The sequence below is a fragment of the Streptomyces griseus genome, assembly GCF_900460065.1.
GTDB lineage: Bacteria > Actinomycetota > Actinomycetes > Streptomycetales > Streptomycetaceae > Streptomyces > Streptomyces griseus.
Map to the genome: position 1 here is coordinate 15,328 of NZ_UAVD01000016.1, position 16,214 is coordinate 31,541.

At 73.2% G+C, this 16,214-nt stretch carries 15 protein-coding genes and 1 pseudogene; 9 read left to right on the forward strand and 7 right to left on the reverse strand.

The window, feature by feature from the left end; translation table 11 throughout:
- Positions 1-14 precede the first annotated feature (14 nt).
- Positions 15-2,306: an exo-beta-d-1,3/1,6-glucosidase gene (locus DTB53_RS08295; RefSeq protein ID WP_042496475.1), complete on the reverse strand. Its 2,292-nt coding sequence runs from the start codon at positions 2,304-2,306 to the stop codon at positions 15-17.
- Positions 2,307-2,549: 243 nt separating this feature from the next.
- On the opposite strand from DTB53_RS08295, the gene DTB53_RS08305 reads away from it, so the two are divergent.
- On the forward strand, positions 2,550-3,149 hold the full coding sequence (locus DTB53_RS08305; RefSeq protein WP_012379671.1) for a TetR/AcrR family transcriptional regulator: 600 nt from the start codon (positions 2,550-2,552) through the stop codon (positions 3,147-3,149).
- Between the two features lie 126 nt (positions 3,150-3,275).
- On the opposite strand, the gene DTB53_RS08310 is transcribed toward DTB53_RS08305, so the two are convergent.
- From DTB53_RS08310 to DTB53_RS08320, 3 genes are all read right to left on the reverse strand, one after another.
- Positions 3,276-3,743, reverse strand: coding sequence for a GerMN domain-containing protein (locus DTB53_RS08310; RefSeq protein WP_012379672.1), 468 nt, complete (start codon positions 3,741-3,743; stop codon positions 3,276-3,278).
- Between the two features lie 107 nt (positions 3,744-3,850).
- On the reverse strand, positions 3,851-5,410 hold the full coding sequence (locus tag DTB53_RS08315) for an ATP-binding protein (RefSeq protein WP_236586234.1): 1,560 nt from the start codon (positions 5,408-5,410) through the stop codon (positions 3,851-3,853).
- Between the two features lie 134 nt (positions 5,411-5,544).
- Positions 5,545-6,261, reverse strand: coding sequence for a response regulator (locus DTB53_RS08320; protein WP_012379674.1), 717 nt, complete (start codon positions 6,259-6,261; stop codon positions 5,545-5,547).
- Positions 6,262-6,396: 135 nt separating this feature from the next.
- Here DTB53_RS08320 and DTB53_RS08325 point away from each other — a divergent pair, with 135 nt between their 5' ends.
- Genes DTB53_RS08325 through DTB53_RS08340 form a run of 4 tightly spaced genes read left to right on the forward strand, consistent with a single transcriptional unit; the run spans position 6,397 to position 10,209 of the window.
- Entirely contained in the window at positions 6,397-7,038 is a 642-nt protein-coding gene (locus tag DTB53_RS08325) for a hypothetical protein (RefSeq protein WP_042496478.1), read from the forward strand.
- A complete protein-coding gene (locus DTB53_RS08330) occupies positions 7,035-8,111 on the forward strand; it encodes a peptidoglycan-binding protein (protein WP_012379676.1) in 1,077 nt (358 codons plus the stop codon). The genes DTB53_RS08325 and DTB53_RS08330 overlap by 4 nt, the downstream gene beginning before the upstream one ends.
- Positions 8,108-9,013 carry an ABC transporter ATP-binding protein gene (locus DTB53_RS08335; RefSeq protein WP_012379677.1) on the forward strand — a complete coding sequence of 302 codons (906 nt, stop codon included), beginning with the start codon at positions 8,108-8,110 and terminating at the stop codon, positions 9,011-9,013. The genes DTB53_RS08330 and DTB53_RS08335 overlap by 4 nt, the downstream gene beginning before the upstream one ends.
- On the forward strand, positions 9,010-10,209 hold the full coding sequence (locus DTB53_RS08340) for an ABC transporter permease (RefSeq protein WP_003967251.1): 1,200 nt from the start codon (positions 9,010-9,012) through the stop codon (positions 10,207-10,209). The genes DTB53_RS08335 and DTB53_RS08340 overlap by 4 nt, the downstream gene beginning before the upstream one ends.
- Positions 10,210-10,275: 66 nt before the next feature.
- Here the strand turns inward: DTB53_RS08340 and DTB53_RS08345 are convergent, their stop codons facing one another.
- Positions 10,276-11,178, reverse strand: a complete 903-nt coding sequence (locus DTB53_RS08345) for a CPBP family intramembrane glutamic endopeptidase (protein ID WP_012379678.1) — start codon at positions 11,176-11,178, stop codon at positions 10,276-10,278.
- 356 nt (positions 11,179-11,534) lie between these two features.
- Here DTB53_RS08345 and DTB53_RS08350 point away from each other — a divergent pair, with 356 nt between their 5' ends.
- From DTB53_RS08350 to DTB53_RS08370, 4 genes are all read left to right on the forward strand, one after another.
- On the forward strand, positions 11,535-12,320 hold the full coding sequence (locus DTB53_RS08350) for an SAM-dependent methyltransferase (RefSeq protein ID WP_003967253.1): 786 nt from the start codon (positions 11,535-11,537) through the stop codon (positions 12,318-12,320).
- Positions 12,321-12,494: 174 nt separating this feature from the next.
- Entirely contained in the window at positions 12,495-13,274 is a 780-nt protein-coding gene (locus DTB53_RS08355; protein ID WP_042498438.1) for a hypothetical protein, read from the forward strand.
- 190 nt (positions 13,275-13,464) lie between these two features.
- Positions 13,465-14,175: an HNH endonuclease family protein gene (locus DTB53_RS08360; protein WP_012379680.1), complete on the forward strand. Its 711-nt coding sequence runs from the start codon at positions 13,465-13,467 to the stop codon at positions 14,173-14,175.
- Positions 14,176-14,377: 202 nt separating this feature from the next.
- Positions 14,378-15,142: a hypothetical protein gene (locus DTB53_RS08370; RefSeq protein WP_012379681.1), complete on the forward strand. Its 765-nt coding sequence runs from the start codon at positions 14,378-14,380 to the stop codon at positions 15,140-15,142.
- A 129-nt stretch (positions 15,143-15,271) separates the two neighbouring features.
- Here DTB53_RS08370 and DTB53_RS08375 read toward each other — a convergent pair whose 3' ends face one another.
- Together DTB53_RS08375 and DTB53_RS08380 are read right to left on the reverse strand one after the other, a co-directional pair.
- Positions 15,272-15,889, reverse strand: a complete 618-nt coding sequence (locus tag DTB53_RS08375; protein ID WP_012379682.1) for a DUF1707 SHOCT-like domain-containing protein — start codon at positions 15,887-15,889, stop codon at positions 15,272-15,274.
- A gap of 64 nt (positions 15,890-15,953) precedes the next feature.
- Positions 15,954-16,214: pseudogene (locus DTB53_RS08380) on the reverse strand (hypothetical protein); the annotation flags it as partial.

Here is a 16,214-nt window from a genome sequence, read left to right on the forward strand (position 1 = left end):
TCCCGGCTCCCGATTCAGCCCTTGACCGTGAACTCCCCCCGCAACAGCGCCTCGTCGCGGGACGACGGGCCCACCATCAGCTCGAAGCGGCCCGGCTCCACGACCCGGCGGCCCTCCGCGTCCACGAGGGTGCAGTCGGCCGCCGGGAGCTCGACGAGGATCTCCCGCGACTCGCCCGGTGCCAGCGCCACCTGCCGGTAGGCCTTCAGCTCCTTCTCCGCCCAGGTCACCGAGGTCACCGTGTCGCTCACGTACACCTGGACCGTCTCCAGCGCGGGCCGCGCCCCCGTGTTGGCCACCGTGACCCGGGCCCGTACGGTCTCCGACTCGTCGACCACCGACGTCAGCACCTCCAGGTCCGTGTAGTCGACCGTCGTGTAGCCGAGCCCCTCGCCGAACGCGAACGCCGGGCGCTGGGTGAGGTCGGCGTAGCGCGAGCCGTGCTGGCCGCGCACCTGGTTGTAGTACGTCGGCTGCTGGCCCGCGTGCCGGGCGAAGGACAGCGGCAGCCGGCCGGTCGGCTCGATCAGGCCGAGGAGCAGCTCCGCGACCGCCCGGCCGCCGAGCATCCCCGGGTTGGCCGCGTACACGATCGCCGCCGCGTCGAGCGCGGACGGCGGCAGCACCAGCGGCTTGGAGCTGATCACCACGACCGCGAACGGCTTGCCCGTGGCCGCCAGCGCGTCCAGCAACGCCACCTGGTCGCCGACGAGTTCGAGCGTGGCGGTGGACTTGCCCTCGCCGATCAGCTCGATCCGGTCGCCGACGACGGCCACCACGTGGTCGGCGGCCTCGGCGGCGGCGACCGCCTCCGCGATCAGCCGGGAGTCGGGGGCCGCCGGGACGACCACCTCCGGGCGGGGCTGGCCGTCCGGGAAGAACGCGCCCTCCGGGTCGGGGCCCACGTCGAGGATCCGGGCCCCCGGCGCGTACGCGACCGTCCAGTCGGCCGGGACGTGGTCGCGGAAGCCGTCGAGGACAGTACGGATCATGCCGCGCGGCTGCCCCTCCGGCAGCCAGTCCGCCTGGCCCGACGAGCCCGCCCAGTCGCCCAACTGGGTCTGCGCGTCGTCCGCGTTGGGGCCGACGACCGCCACCGTACGGGGAGAGCCGGAGGCGAGGGGCCGGCCCCGGCCCGCATCGTCCGCCACCAGGCCCCCCGCGAACGGGAGCGTGCCGTCATTGGTCAGCAGCACCAGCGAGCGGCGGGCCGCCTCCAGGTTCAGCGCGGCGTGCGCCCCGCTGCCGATGACCTCGGCCTGCCGGGCGGCGTCGGGGTGGCGCGGGTCCTCGAAGAGGCCCAGCTCGAACTTGAGCGTCAGAATCCGCCGTACGGCGGCGTCGATCTCCGCCTCGGTCAACGCGCCCTGGGCCACCGCCTCCTGGGCTCCGGCGAAGAAGTTCGACGTGGTCATCACCATGTCGTTGCCCGCGCGGACCGCCGCGGCCGACGCCTGTGCGTAGTCGGCGTAGACCTTCTGCTCCCACACCATGCGGCCGACGTTGTCCCAGTCGGTGACCAGGGTCCCGGTGTAGCCCCACTCGCCGCGCAGCACCTCGTTCAGCAGCCAGTTGTTCACCGTGATCGGCACGCCGTCCATCGACTGGTAGCCGAGCATGAAGGTGCGGCAGCCCTCCTTGGCGACCCGCTCGAACGGCGGCAGGAACCAGGAGCGCAGCTTGCGCCGGGAGATGTCGGCCTCGCTGGCGTCCCGGCCGCCCTGGGTCTCCGAGTAGCCGGCGAAGTGCTTGGCGCAGGCCAGGATCGCGGTCGGGTCGTCGAGGCCCTCGCCCTGGTAGCCGCGCACCATCGCGGAGGCCAGCTCGCCGATCAGGAACGGGTCCTCGCCGAACGTCTCGCTCACCCGGCCCCACCGCAGGTCCCGGGTGATGCAGAGCACCGGCGAGAACGTCCAGTGCACCCCGGTCGCCGCGACCTCGACCGCCGTGGCGCGGGCGATCCGTTCCACCAGCTCCGGGTCCCAGGTGGCGGCCATCCCGAGCTGTGTCGGATAGATCGTGGCGCCCTCCCAGAAGGAGTGCCCGTGGATGCAGTCCTCGGCGACGAGCAGCGGGATGCGCAGCCGGGTCCTCGCGGTGAGCTCGGCGGCCTGGCTCACCCGCTCCGGCGAGGCGTGCAGGATCGAGCCCGCGTGCAGGTCCTCGACGAGGTGCCGCACCCCCTCCTTGGCGTTGAGCTGGAGCATCTGGCCGACCTTCTCGGGCAGCGTCATGCGCCCCAGGAGGTCGGCGACCCGCTCCGCGACGGGCAGCGCGGGATCGAGGTACGGCGGCTTGAGGCCCACAGGAGTTCCTTTCACGAAAGCACTCCGCAGTACCGTACGCTCAATCCCGACCGCTCGGTAAGTATTGAGGGAAGCGGGATGCGATCCTGTGAGAATCTGGGCCGGAGCGGCGGTGCGAGAGAGGTGTCCGATTCCGATGACGGCGCGTACGGGTTCAGCGAGTCCCACAGGCCGGGCGGGCCCGGCAGGTCCGGCGGGTCCGGCGGGTCTGTCAGGTCCAGCGGGCCCGGCGGGTGATCGCGCGTGACCTCCGGGACGCCGCGCGGCTACGCCAAGGGCCGGGCCAAGCGGACCGAGATCCTCGACCAGGCGATGACCCTGTTCGGCGAGGCCGGCTACCGGGGCGCGTCGCTCCGGGTGATCGCCACCCGGTGCGGCATCTCCCACCCGGGTCTCCTCCACCACTTCCCGACGAAGGAGGCCCTGCTCCTCGCCGTGCTCCAGCACCGCGACGACGTGGACGACGCGTGGCTGGCCCTGGGTGCGACCCGGGGCGTCGACCATCTGCGCCGGCTGACCGACCTCGCGGAGCTGAACGCGAAGCGGCGCGGGATCGTCGAACTGTTCTCGGTGGTCGCGGCGGAGGCCACCTCCCCCGACCATCCGGCCCACGCGTACTTCGAGGCCCGCTACCGCACCTCGCTCGCCAACACCGAACTGGCCTACCGCCAGGCCCGGGAGGCGGGCGAACTCCGGGACGACGTCGATCCGGCGGCAGCCGCACAGCAGTTCATCGCGCTCATGGACGGGCTCCAGATCCAGTGGCTGATCAGCGACTGCGCGACGGACATGGCGGGGGTGCTGCGCGCCCACGTCCAGACGCAGGTGACCGTACGGTTCTGACGGCCCCGCCCACGCCCGGCGTCCGGGCCCGGCCCGTCCGCCGGGCGCCGGGGCCCGGCCCGGACACCGGGCCCCACGGCCGGTCCGGGCCGACGACCGTCAGAGGCGGGCCCGGCCGCCGCGCCCTCAGCCGTCCAGATACTCCGCGCACCGCAGCGGCCCCAGGTCCGGCCCCTCCCCGGGGCTGATCGTCACCTCCACGTCGTCCGCCCGGACCTCCGCCTCGCTCACGGACTGGAAGCTGGCGAGCGTGCAGACCAGTTGCCCGGTCACCTGGTCCCGGGCCTCCGCCCAGTAGGGGCCCTCCAGCTCCACGGTGACGCGGGGCCCGTCCCCGGTCACGGCGTAGCCGCTGGGGGCGTGGAGCAGAGTGGTCAGCCCCTCGCGCCGCTCGGCGGCCGTCGGCCCCTGGGCGAGCAGCTTCATCACCGCGTCGAGGCTGCCGGACTCCCGGTCGAGCACGGGCACGGCCCGCAGCCCGGTGTCGGACGCGTAGTACAACCGCATCCCGCGCGTCAGCCCGGACGCGGGCTCGCCCGCGTCTATCACCCCGGTCGGCTGGACCCCGCACGCGACGAGCGCGGCCCCCAGCACCGTGAGAACAGCTCCCCGGACGCACCCGCTCCCCGCGTCTCCCCGCGGGCCCCCGCTCCGGGCGCTTCCGCGCAGTCGTCCCGTCCGCGCCCCTCCCCGCAAGCACCTCACGCGTCCTCCCCCTCCTCCTCCGGACGCCGCAGGGGCAGCGTCAGGGTGAACACCGCGCCGCCGCCCGCCGGCCCCCGGCCGACCTCGATGGTCCCGCCGTGCAGCCGCGCGTTCTCCCACGCGATGGCCATGCCGAGGCCGCTGCCCTGCCCGAAGCCCGCCTGTCCGAAGCCTTCACCCGCCTGCCCGAAGCCCTCGCGCTCGCCGGGGTGTTCGCGCTCGCCGGGGCCCTCGGTCTCGACCGCCGTCGTCCTCGTCCGCGCCGCGTCCGCCTTGTAGAACCGGTCGAAGACCCGCTCACGGGCCTCCGGGGGCAGCCCCGGGCCGTGGTCGGCGACCTCCAGCGTCACCCGGTCGCCGCCGGGCGCGGCCAGGGTCACCGTGACCGGCGGCGCCCCGTGGCGCAGCGCGTTGCCCACCAGGTTCGCCACGATCACGTCGACGCGCCGCCGGTCGACCACCGCCCGTACGTCCTCACGGAGTTCGACGGTCACCCGGTCGGTCCAGCCGCGCAGCGCCAGCGACGCCCGTACGGTGTCGGCGAGGTCCGTCGGGGCCGCGTTGAGGCGTGCCGCGCCGGCGTCGAAGCGGGAGATCTCCATGAGGTCCTCCACCAGCCGGGACAGCCGGGCCGTCTCCGCGCCGACGGTCCGGGCGGCGTGGGCGGCGTCCGGCGGCAGCTGGTCGGCGTCCTCCTCCAGGACCGTCGCCACCATCGTCATCGCCGCCAGGGGTGTGCGCAGTTCGTGGGACACGTCCGCCACGAACCGCCGCGCCTTCGCCTCCTGCGCCCGCAACTCCGCGTCGGACGCCTGGAGTGCGTCGGCGGTCTCGTTGAACGTCTTCGCCAGGTCGGCCAGTTCGTCGTGGCCACGGACCGCGACCCGGCTGCCGAGGTCCCCGGCGGCGAGTTCGCGGGTGGCCCGCCCCAGCTTCCGTACCGGCCGCAGCACGGTCCCGGCGGCCAGCAGCGCCAGCAGGGCGGCCAGCACCACCACGGGCACGGTCCCCGTCCGTACGGAGTCCAGCAGGGCCGCGGTGTCGTCGCGCTCGGCCCGCAGATCGGTGATCACGAACACCTCCAGACCCGAGGTGCGCCGGTCCCCGTCGGCGTACGACACGGGCGTGCCGACGACCAGATACGGGTCGCCCCGCCACTGGACCCGCTGGAACCGGGCCCCGTCCCCCGACCGGACGGCGGCCCGCAGCTCGGCGGTGATCCGGCCCTCCGTGTCGGCGTACGCTTCGGAGACGGCGGACAGGTCCTGGTGCCGGGCGACCACGATGCGCGCGCCCAGCCCCTCGGAGACCTTCGCGGCGAACCGGGACAGCGACCGCTGGTCGGGCGGCAGGTCGAACCCGGCGGCGACGGCGGCGACCCGCTCCCGGACGTCGTTCACGGTGGTGTTCTGGGTGCGCTGGAGGACGGCGGTGCGGGCGTCCCGGTAGGCGAGGGCGGTCGCGGTCACCGCGCTGACGAGGGCGACGAGGACGAAGGTGACGACGAGCCTGACGCGCAGCCCGCCGACGAGCCGCCGGGAGCCACGACGCACCACGCCCCGCTTCACACCGGCCCGGAGCTCCCCGTCGGCCCCCGGCCCCGGGCCCGCCCCTGGCTCCGGACCGGCCCCTGGCTCCGCGCCGCCCCGAGGCCCCACCGCGCCCCGGTGCCTCACGGCATCCCGGGGCTTCACAGCGGCCCGAAGCGGTAGCCGAAGCCCCGCACGGTCTGTACGTACCGCGGCCTGGCCGGCAGGTCCTCGATCTTGGCGCGGAGCCGGCCCACCGCCGCGTCCACCAGCCGGGAGTCACCCAGGAAGCTGTGGTCCCACACCGAGGCGAGGAGCTGTTCCCGGGTGAGGACCCGGCCGGGCGACGCCGACAGCTCCAGCAGGACCCGCAGTTCCGTGGGCGGCAGCGCGATGGCCGCCCCGTGCTTGGTGACGGTCAGCCCGGCCCGGTCGATCACCAGCCCGGCGTGATCGGTGCGGTCGGCGTCCGGGGCCTGCCCGGCGGGCCCCTGCCGGGGATACGGTTCCGCGCGGCGCAGGGCCGCCCGGATGCGGGCCTCCAGGACGGGTGCGGTGACCGGCTTGACCACGTAGTCGTCGGCCCCCGCCTCCAGCCCGGCCACGATGTCCCGGTCGTCGCCGCGCGCGGTCAGCATGATGACGGGCAGCTTCGGCGCCCGGGCCCGGATGCGGCGGCACACCTCGAAGCCGTCCATGCCGGGCAGCATCAGGTCCAGCACGGCCAGTTCGACCCGCGCGCCCCGCTCCCCGGCCAGCAGCGCGAGGGCCTGCTCGCCGGTGGCGGCGGTCTCCACGCCGTACCCGTGCCGGCGCAGCACGAGCTCCATCCCGTCCCGTACGGACGCGTCGTCCTCGATGAGCAGCACATGCGGCATGGGGCCGATTATGCGCACGCCAAAAACCTCACCGCCTCCCCCTCCCGGGGGCGGAGGCGCAGGTCGGGGGCATTGTTACGTTCCCATCATGTGCCCATGCACGGGCCATCATCCCCGGCGGCCAGCGTGGGGCCCATGAGCTTCCCCACCATCACCGCCGGGCTCCGCCTGGCCGCCTTCGTGGCCGTGCCCGTCCTCGCCCTCACCGTCGCCTGCGGCGGCGACGACACCACCGGGACCAGGAGCCACGACGCCGTCGCCGACGCACCGTCCCCGAAGACCGAGCCCTCCGGGCCCGAGGCCGCGCCCGGCACTCCGAGCGCGAAGCCCGCGGGCAAGAGCGCCTACTACGACGCCCAGGTCGCCTTCGTCCAGTGCATGCGCGCCGAGGGCGGCTACAAGGACTTCCCCGACCCCAAGCTCAGCGGCCACCTCGACTGGGAGAAGGTCAACGAGATCGGCTCCCAGCCCGGCCGCAACGAGGGCATCAAGGCCGGGAAGGACAACGTCTGCGTGGACGAGCTCCAGGCGGCCATGGCGGTCGAGCCCAAGCGCGACCAGCAGAAGTCCTACGAATCGATGCTCGCCCACGCCCAGTGCATGCGGGACAACGGCATCAGCCGGTTCACCAACCCGGTGATGTCCGGCGGCAACGCGGTGCCCGGCGGCGACCCGAACCCGGCCTCCCCGGTCTACGACCCCGATTCGCCCGCGTACAAGGAGGCCCGGGCGGCGTGCAAGTCGAAGCTGCTCGACGGTCTGGACGGCATGCAGTGAAGCGTTCCACCACCGTCCTCCTCGCGCTGGGCACGGCGACCGCCGCCGTCGCCGGAGGCGTCCTGTTCCTCGGCTCCGGCGACGGGGCGGGCGCCCCGGGCAAGGGCGGCGACGACCTCCCGCCCGCCACGGCCGCCGTCGTCCGCACCGACCTCGTCCTCTCCAAGACCGTCGACGGCAGGATCGACTTCGCACAGCGCCGCGTCGTCAAGGCCGCCGTGGAGGGCACGGTCACGGTGGCGGCCGTCGAGGGCGGGACCGTGAAGCGGGGGGAGGCTCTGTACGAGCTGAACGACAAGCCGGTCACGCTCCTCTACGGGCCGGTCCCGGCCTTCCGCGAGATGAAGGTGGGCGACCGGGGCAGCGACGTCCTCCAACTGGAGCGCAACCTCCGCGACCTGGGATACGGGACGGGGCTGTACGTCGACACGGAGTACGGCAAGGACACCGAGTCCGCCGTCAAGCAGTGGCAGAAGCACCTCAACCGCGAGACGACCGGCAGGGTCGGCCGGGGCGACGTCGTCTTCCAGCCCGACCGGGTGAAGGTGGTCTCCGCGGACGCGGCCCTCGCCGACCAGGTCGGCCCGGACGGTCCCGTCCTGACGATCGCCTCCACCAAGCCGGTCGTCCGGGCCCTCCTGGACCAGGCCGACGGCGCGCTCACCGCACGCGGCACGAAGGTGGAGGTGGCCCTGCCCAGCGGAAGGACAGTCCCCGGGAAGGTCGCCGGGACGGTCCGCCCGGAGGCGGGCGGCGGGGCGGAGGCCGAGGCCCCGGAGGGCATCACCGTCGAGGTCGTCCTCGACGGCGGCCCCGGCGCGGCCTCGGGCGAGGACGCCGAGGCGGTGGCGAGCGTGACGTTCGTCAGCGAGGCCCGCAAGGGGGTCCTCGCGGTGCCGGTCGAGGCGGTGGTGGCGCTGCGCGGCGAGAACGGGGGGTACGGGCTCCAGATCGTCCGGGGCGCGACCTCGTCGATGGTCCGGGTGGAGACGGGCATGACGGCCGACGGGCAGATCGAGGTCAGCGGCGCGGAGCTGCGCGAGGGCATGAAGGTGGGGGTGGCGAAACCATGACCCCGCCCTCCTCCCGGGACCCCGGGCCCCGCCCGACCCCTTCGGCCCCGTCCCCCTTCTCCGCCACCTCCGCCACCCCCGCACCTTTCGCCACTGGCACCCCGACGGCCCCGGTGGCCCCGGTCGTCGAACTCCGGAACGCCACGAAGTCCTACCCCGGCGGCGTCCACGCCCTGCGCGCCGTGGATCTCACCGTGCACGAGGGCGAACTCCTCGCGGTGGTCGGCCCGTCCGGCTCCGGCAAGTCCACGATGCTCAACGTCATGGGCACCCTGGACCGGCCCACCACGGGTACGGTCCGGATCGCCGGATACGACGTGTCCACGCTCTCCGACGCCCGCCTCTCCGCCCTGCGCGCCCGCCACATCGGCTTCGTGTTCCAGCACTTCCACCTGGCGGCGGGGCGCGACGCGGTGGACAACGTCGCCGACGGGCTGCTGTACACGGGCCTGCCCTCCCGGGAGCGGCGCAACCGGGCGCGCGAGGCGCTGGCCCGCGTACGCCTGGACCACCGGACCTCCCACACCCCGAACGAGCTGTCCGGCGGTGAGAAGCAGCGCGTCGCCATCGCCCGCGCCCTGGTGGGGGAGCCCCGGCTGCTGCTGGCGGACGAGCCGACCGGGGCGCTGGACAGCGCGTCCGGCGAGATCGTCATGGAGCTGCTGCACGAGCTGAACGCGTCCGGCACCACGGTCTGCGTGATCACCCACGACCACGGGATCGCCGCCGCGCTGCCGCGCCGGGTCCGCTTCAGGGACGGCGAGATCGTCGCGGACGAACGCTCCGCTCCCCGTACGCCGGACCCACACCCCTCCACGCCCGGCCCGGCCTCCACGCCCGGCCCCGGTACGCCGGACGCACGCCCCGTTGCACCCACCCCCCGTACGGAGGCCGGCGCATGACCCGTACCCACGAGCTCAGGCCCGCCCGCCTCTCCCCCCGGGACGTCCTGCGCGTCGGCGCGGTCGGACTGCGGGCCCGCCGGGCCCGGGTGGTGCTCTCGGCGCTCGGGATCGCCATCGGCATCGCGACGATGGTCGCGGTCGTCGGCCTGTCCGAGTCGAGCCGCGCCGACCTGATGTCCCGGCTCGACCGGCTCGGCACCAACCTCCTCACCGCCGAGGCGGCCGAGGACGCACGCGGGGGGACGATCCGCCTGCCGAAGAACGCCGTGGCGATGGTCGAGCGGATCGGCCCGGTGCGGCACGCCACGGCCACCGCCGAGGTCGACGCCCGCATCCGCCGCAGCGACGTCGTGCCCGAGGAGCGCACGGCCGGGGTCACCACCCAGGCGGCCCGGACCGACCTGCTCTCCACGCTCGGGGGCGAGGTGGCCCGGGGCACCTGGCTGACGCCGGCGGGCGAGCACCTGCCCACCGCCGTGCTGGGCGCGGTGGCGGCGGACCGCCTCGGCATCACCCGACCCGGCGAGACGATCATGTTGAACGACACCCGGGTGGCCGTCGTCGGGATCCTCGAACCCGTCGAGCTGGTCCCGACCCTGGACCGGGTGGCTCTGGTCGGATTCCCCGCCGCGAAACGCTACTTCGGCTTCGACGGCCACCCCACCACGGTCTTCGAGCGCTCCACGGACGCCTCGGTCGAGGAGGTGCGGGCGGTACTGGCCCGCACGGTCAGCCCCGGCAACGAGGCCGGTGTCCGGGTCTCGCGCCCCTCGGACGCACTGGCCGCCCGCGCCGCCGCCGACAAGGGGCTGACGGCCCTGATGCTCGGGCTGGGAGCGGTGGCCCTCCTGGTCGGCGGGGTGGGCGTCGCCAACACGATGGTCATCTCCGTGCTGGAGCGCCGCCAGGAGATCGGCCTGCGCCGCGCGCTGGGGGCGACGCGCAACGCGATCCGGCTCCAGTTCCTGACCGAGTCGCTGCTCCTGTCCTCGTTGGGCGGCGTCGCGGGCGCATTGCTGGGCTCCGCCGCCACGTACGGGTTCGCACGGGCGCAGGGGTGGACGACGGTGGTCCCGCCCTGGTCCCTGGCGGGCGGCCTGGCCGCGACCCTGGTGATCGGCGTGGTCGCGGGCCTCTACCCGGCGATCCGGGCCTCACGCCTGCACCCGACGGTGGCGCTGAACGCGACGTGAGGAGAGAGATCACGAGGGGGGCGGGGGCGGGGGCCGGGAAGGCGGGAGGCGCGAGAAGGGCGGCTGTCAGGGGCTGACCCGCTCGATGCCGCGCCGCTCGGCGATCTTCGCCATGGTCAGGCAGTACAGCGGGGCGAAGACGAGTTCGAGGACCAGGGCCTGCCACGGCGCGTCGGCGGCGGTGCTGCTGTCGTCGAGTTCCCCGAAGCCCGCCGCCAGGCCGAAGGCCAGCAGGTTGTTGGCGACGTGCAGGACGATCACCGCTTCGAGACCGCCCGTACGGATCACCAGCCAGCCCCACCACAGGGCCGAGTAGAGCAGCAGGAGGAAGCCGGAGAGTTCGCCGAACCCGTGGGCCAGGGCGAACAGGAGGGACGCCAGGACGATCGCGGGCCAGGGCGAACGCACGGCCCGGCCGATCACCTGGACCAGCCAGCCCCGGAAGACGTACTCCTCGGCTGCGGCCTGGAAGGGGACGAGCGCCAGCACCACGGCCAGGCTCAGCAGGAAGTAGGGCCAGCCCGGGAAGCCCGTGTCGGACTCCGCGAGCGGTTCCGTGTCCCAGGTCCAGGCGATCAGCAGCCCGATCTGGACGGCCATCAGCGGGAAGCCCACGGCGGCGCAGCGGCCCAGCCAGCCCCAGCGCAGCCGCCCGACGACGGAGGACACGGTCCCGGCGGGCCGCCGGCCGAGGAGGCGCACGACCCCCAGGACGATGGGTATCCCGACGGCGATGCCGACGAGCGAGACCGCCAGATCGGCGACCGGGTCCTCGAAGAAGAGTTCGCTGTCCGCGTCCGTGGGCCCCGCGTCCAGGACCTCGGCGATGATCGCGCCGAACACGCTGACGGCCAGTACGCCCACCACGACCAGCGCGAGGGCGGTCAGCAGCTCGCCCAGCCAGCCGAACCGGCCGCCCTGCCCGTTGCGCCCCTGCTCGTCGTAGCGCGAACCCGAGGGCGCGCGCACCGGCCCGGTCGGCGGGCGGCTCCACTCCGGGGGCCGTTCCCAGCCCTGCCACGCGGGGTCGTGCGGGCGGGGCGGTCCGTCCGGGGACGGCGGCGGGGACCAGGGCGACGGGGGCCCCGGCGGGGGCTGGGGCGGAGGCGTGTCAGAAGGGGGGTTCACACCAGCGATCTTCGGCGGGCGCGGCGCGTGAGGTCAACGCGGAAGTCCGCCGGACACGGACCCGTATGCGGTCGGGCGGCGTCGCGGCCGGGGCGCGGCCGGCGCTCCGAGGCCCGAACACCCGTCCACCGCAGCGGGATTGCTGTGGCAGACTGCGTCGACCTATTGGTCCACACCACGTGTATCAGGAGTCCGGCATGACCGCAGCGACGCCCCACCCCCCGATCGACACCAGCAAGCCCCACTCGGCTCGGGTCTACGACGCGCTCCTCGGCGGCAAGGACAACTACCCGGTGGACCAGGCGATGGCCGAACTGCTGCCCATCGAGGCGAAGATCGGCGCTCGCCAGCAGCGCTCCTTCATGAACCGGGCGACGGCCTGGCTGGCGGGCGAGGGCGTGACGCAGTTCCTGGACATAGGGACGGGCATCCCCACCGCGCCCAACCTGCACCAGACCGCCCAGGAGATCGTCCCCTCCGCCCGGGTCGTCTACTGCGACAACGACCCGATCGTCCTGCGGCACGCGGAAGCCCTGCTGATCAGCCGGCCGGAGGGCAGGACGGACTACGTCCACGCCGATGTCCGCGAGCCCGCGATCATCCTCGACGCGGCCCGCGAGACCCTGGACTTCGACCGCCCGATCGCCCTCTCGCTCCTCGGCCTGCTCCACTTCCTGCCGGACTCCGAGGACCCGATCGGCATCATCCGCACGTTCACGAGCACCATGGCCTCCGGCAGTTACGTCGTGCTGTCCCAGGGCGCGTCCGACGTGAACGAGGAGGTCGGACAGCAGAGCGAGGACGAGTACAAGAAGGGCGGCATCCCTCTGGCCCTGCGGAGCCGCGAGGAGTTCTCCCGGTTCTTCGAGGGCCTGGAGATCGTCGCCCCCGGCCTGGTGGAGGCCCCGGAGTGGTTCAACGGCACCGCCGCGCCCACCCAGGAGTTCAGCGGCATCTACGTGGCCGTGGCCCGGGTCCCGTAACCCGAAGCAACCCTGCGCCCTGCCCTGCCGGGGTGATCAAATCGTTGCCGCACCGCGCACAACCACGCACACGCCTCCCTGGTCTCCTGATGAGCCGCGGGGAAAACCTCGGGCAGGCGCGCCCCGCGCGCTGCCCCGGGCGGCTGCGGAGAGGACGGGTTCGACGTGAAGACCATGAAGAGAGCGACGCGGAGAGCGGTGGTGGCCGGTGCGGCCGCGGCCGTGTTCACCGGCGTGGCGGCCGTTCCGGCCGGGGCGGCGGAGGGCGGAGTCGCCTTCAGCCGGGTCACTTTCAACGGCGGGAAGCCGATCGTGATCGGGGTCAAGAAGGAGGTCGAGCTGTACGTGACCTTCCGGATGACGACCAAGCTCAAGCACAAGTCCTCCCCGACGGTGTTCCCCTACCGGGGCAAGCTCGGCTCCAGCGAGACGCTGTGGAACTCCATGCTCGTCAACGACTGCGTGGTCGTGGACAAGGCGAAGGGGATCTGCGGCTTCGAGGAGTGGCTGACCATCGACCCGCGGCACTACGACTTCGGGAACGAGGACGCCGGCGCCTGGAAGACAGCCGCGCAGCTGTACCTCCCCAAGGGCGCCGAGGACATCGACGACGTGAAGCTCCCGTTGCAGGTGAAGCGGGCCACCCGGGTCACGGTCAACGCCTCGCCCGAGCCGGTCGTGAAGGGCAAGACGCTCACCGTGACCGGAAAGGTCAGCCGGGCGAACTGGGACACCCACACGTACCAGGGGTACGGGGGCCGTTCGGTGAGCCTCCAGTTCAAGGCGGCGGGCTCCTCCTCGTACAAGACGGTCAAGAAGGTGACGTCGAGCAAGACCGGGTCGCTGAAGACCACCGTGAAGGCCACCGGGGCGGGAACGTGGCGGTGGACGTACTACGGCAACACGACGTCCGGCGCGAGCTCGTCGAGCGGAGACCGGGTCGCGCTCCGCTAGGCGCGGCCGGTGACGGCGTACGGGGTGGCCGCCGGCGTACGAGGGCTGCGTACGGGGGGCTGCGTACGGGGGGGCGGGGTCGCGGTGTCGCGGTGGGCGGAAGCGTTCCTCCGGTGTGAACTCGCCGGCCCGGGCGGGTGAGCGCGACCGGCCGGGCCGCGCCGGGGCCGGGGGCGGCCGGTAGAACGCGGTGGTGAACAAGTACCTCACGCGCGGCCTCAGCGCGCTCCCGCTCCCACTCGCCCTCGTCGTCCCCCTTCTTCCCCTTCTCCTCCTTCCCCCGCTCCCCGCCGCGCAGGCGGCTCCCGCCGCTCCGGTGGCGGAGGTGACGACCCTGGCCGACGCGGTCGGTCAGCTGAAGGTGGCCGAGGAGAACCGCGCCGGCTACACCACTTCGTCCTTCCGGCACTGGAACGCGGGTGAGGACGCGACGGACGGGTGCGACACCCGAGCCGAGGTCCTCCTCTCCGAAGCGGTCGTCGCCCCGACCGTGGGGTCCGGCTGCGGGCTGACCGGCGGCAGGTGGACGTCACACCTCGACGGCCAGGAGGTCACCGGCGCCGGGTCGCTGGACGTCGCCCACCTGGTCGCGCTCGGCGAGGCCTGGGACTCCGGCGCTTCCGCCTGGACCGAGAGGCGGCGGGAGGCCTACGCGAACGACCAGGGGGCGGACGCCTCCCTGGCGGCGGTGACGGCGCGCATCAACCGCCGGAAGGCGGACAAGGACCCGGCGGACTGGATGCCGCCGTCCCCCGACGTGCAGTGCCGGTACACGGGGGAATGGGTCTCGACCAAGCTCCGCTGGCAGCTCACGGTGGACGACCGCGAGCTGGAAGCACTGAAGGTGTACGCCGAGGGGCCGTGCGAGGACACCGTCGTGCACTACGCACCGGCGGTCTGACCAGCCCCGGAGCGCGCGTGCGGGGTCAACGGCTGAGGGTCAGGGGACGACCGGGCAGCCTGTCCCAGGGCTGAGGACCGCAGGAACGCTGTCCGATGCCCCATCGTGATGCGCGTACGTACAACCCCGGATGAACCCGGGCTGTCTGTAAGGCGCTGGGGGTGAACCTTCGGCGCCTTGCGTACCGAGATCGGGGATCAGAGTGGGGAAGCAGGTCTGGAGAGTCGCCGTGGCCGGAGGTGCGGCGGCGGTGTTCACGGCCGTGGCCGCGGTACCGGCCGGTGCGGCCGAGGGCGGGGTCTCGTTCACCCGTGTCCAGGTGAACGGCGGCAAGCCGATCGTGATCGGTACGTCGAAGGAGGTCAGGGTGCCCGCCTCCTTCCGGGTGACGACCACGCACCAGTGGAAGTGGCCGGCGGTGTTCCTGTACCGGGGCGGCAAGGACGACCGGCTGTGGCACGCCATCGAGACGACCGACTGCATCAGGGTGAGTGCGAGCGTCTGCGATATCAACGAGACGATGTTCTTCGACCCGAGCGTGTGGGACATGCGCAACAGTGAGGCCGGGGCCTGGAAAGTCGCGGCCGAGGTGCACTTCAAGGGCGGCGGCGGTGACGTCGACGACAAGGGTCTGACCGTCCACGTCAAACGCAACTCCCGCCTGACCGTCAACGCCTCGCCCGAGCCGGTGACCAAGGGCAGAACCATCACCGTGACCGGGAAGGTCTCGCGGGCCGACTGGGAGACCAGGAAGTACGCCTCCTACGGGGGACGCTCGGTGAGCCTCCAGTTCAAGCCTTCCGGCGCCGCCTCCTACACCACGGTGAAGAAGGTGCCGGCGAACGGCTCGGGTGCCCTCAAGACGACCGTCAAGGCCTCCAAGACGGGCACATGGCGCTGGGTGTACTACGGCAACACCACCACCGGCCGGTCGACTTCGTCCGGCGACAAGGTCGTGGTGAAGTGATGCCCGCACCGCCGGCGTACCGGCGGGGGCCGGTCCGGCGGTAGCGCTGGGCCGGGTCAGGGGCTGAGGGCCGCCACGACCGAGGCGGCCCGACACCCGCTGTCCCGCCCGCTCACGAGGGGCGCGGGCCTAGGAAGTGCCCAACTTGCGTCGCTCCCGCTTGCTGGGGTGGCGGACGACCACTCCCCCGATCCCGCCGGACCCGGTGAGCCGGATCAGCGGAGTCCCCGGGAGCCGGTCGGGCGTGGTCCTGTCCGTCAGACCGCCGAAGCCGGGATCGATGCCGCCGGTGTCCACGCCCCAGCCGTCGGGGATGACGACCGTGACGCCGGACGTCTCCCCGTACGCCTCCACGACGACCTCCGCGAGCCGGCACTCGACCCGGGTGAAGTCGAGGCTCACACCCCCCACGCCTCCGTGCGCGACCACATGTCCGGGGACCTCCCAGCGCCCGGGACCACGGGACGCACCGGAGATGCCGCCCTTCAGCACCAGGGGCGACAGGCTCTCCGCCGCCGCGGAAGAGGAGTGCGTCGGCGGCAAGTCAGCCGTGAGCAGCGCCAGTTCTCCGTGCGTCTTGGCCGTCAGCGCCCGCTCCAGCCGCGCATCAAGCTCATCGAAATCGATACGCCCCTCGGCCGCCGCATCACGCAGTTGCTCCACCACGGCTTCCCGGTCGTTGTGAGAGGCGCGGAGCGCCTCTGTGGGAACGGGGCGCGGAGAGGGCTCCGGAAACTGGGCTGTCATGGCCGCAAGGATAGGCAGCCGCCGCCCGACCGCGTGGAGACAGCCTTCACCATGCGCACCGAGGTCAGGGCGAGGGGGCCGGGTCGGGTACCGGGGTCTCGGCGGACCAGAAGGCGGAGCGGACGTTGGGGGTGGGGATCTCACCTTCGTAGGCCCGGCCGTTCGCCACCCGCTTGGGCCCAGCCACCTTCGACTTCTCCACACAGGGGCTGGTGACTTCGAAGAAGGCTTGTCCCTTGTAGCCGAACTTGACCCTGGTGCCAAAGCCTTCCGGGGATGTGGCAATGATCGTGGGCACGTCCTGGCTCGGATTCACCATCTCGAT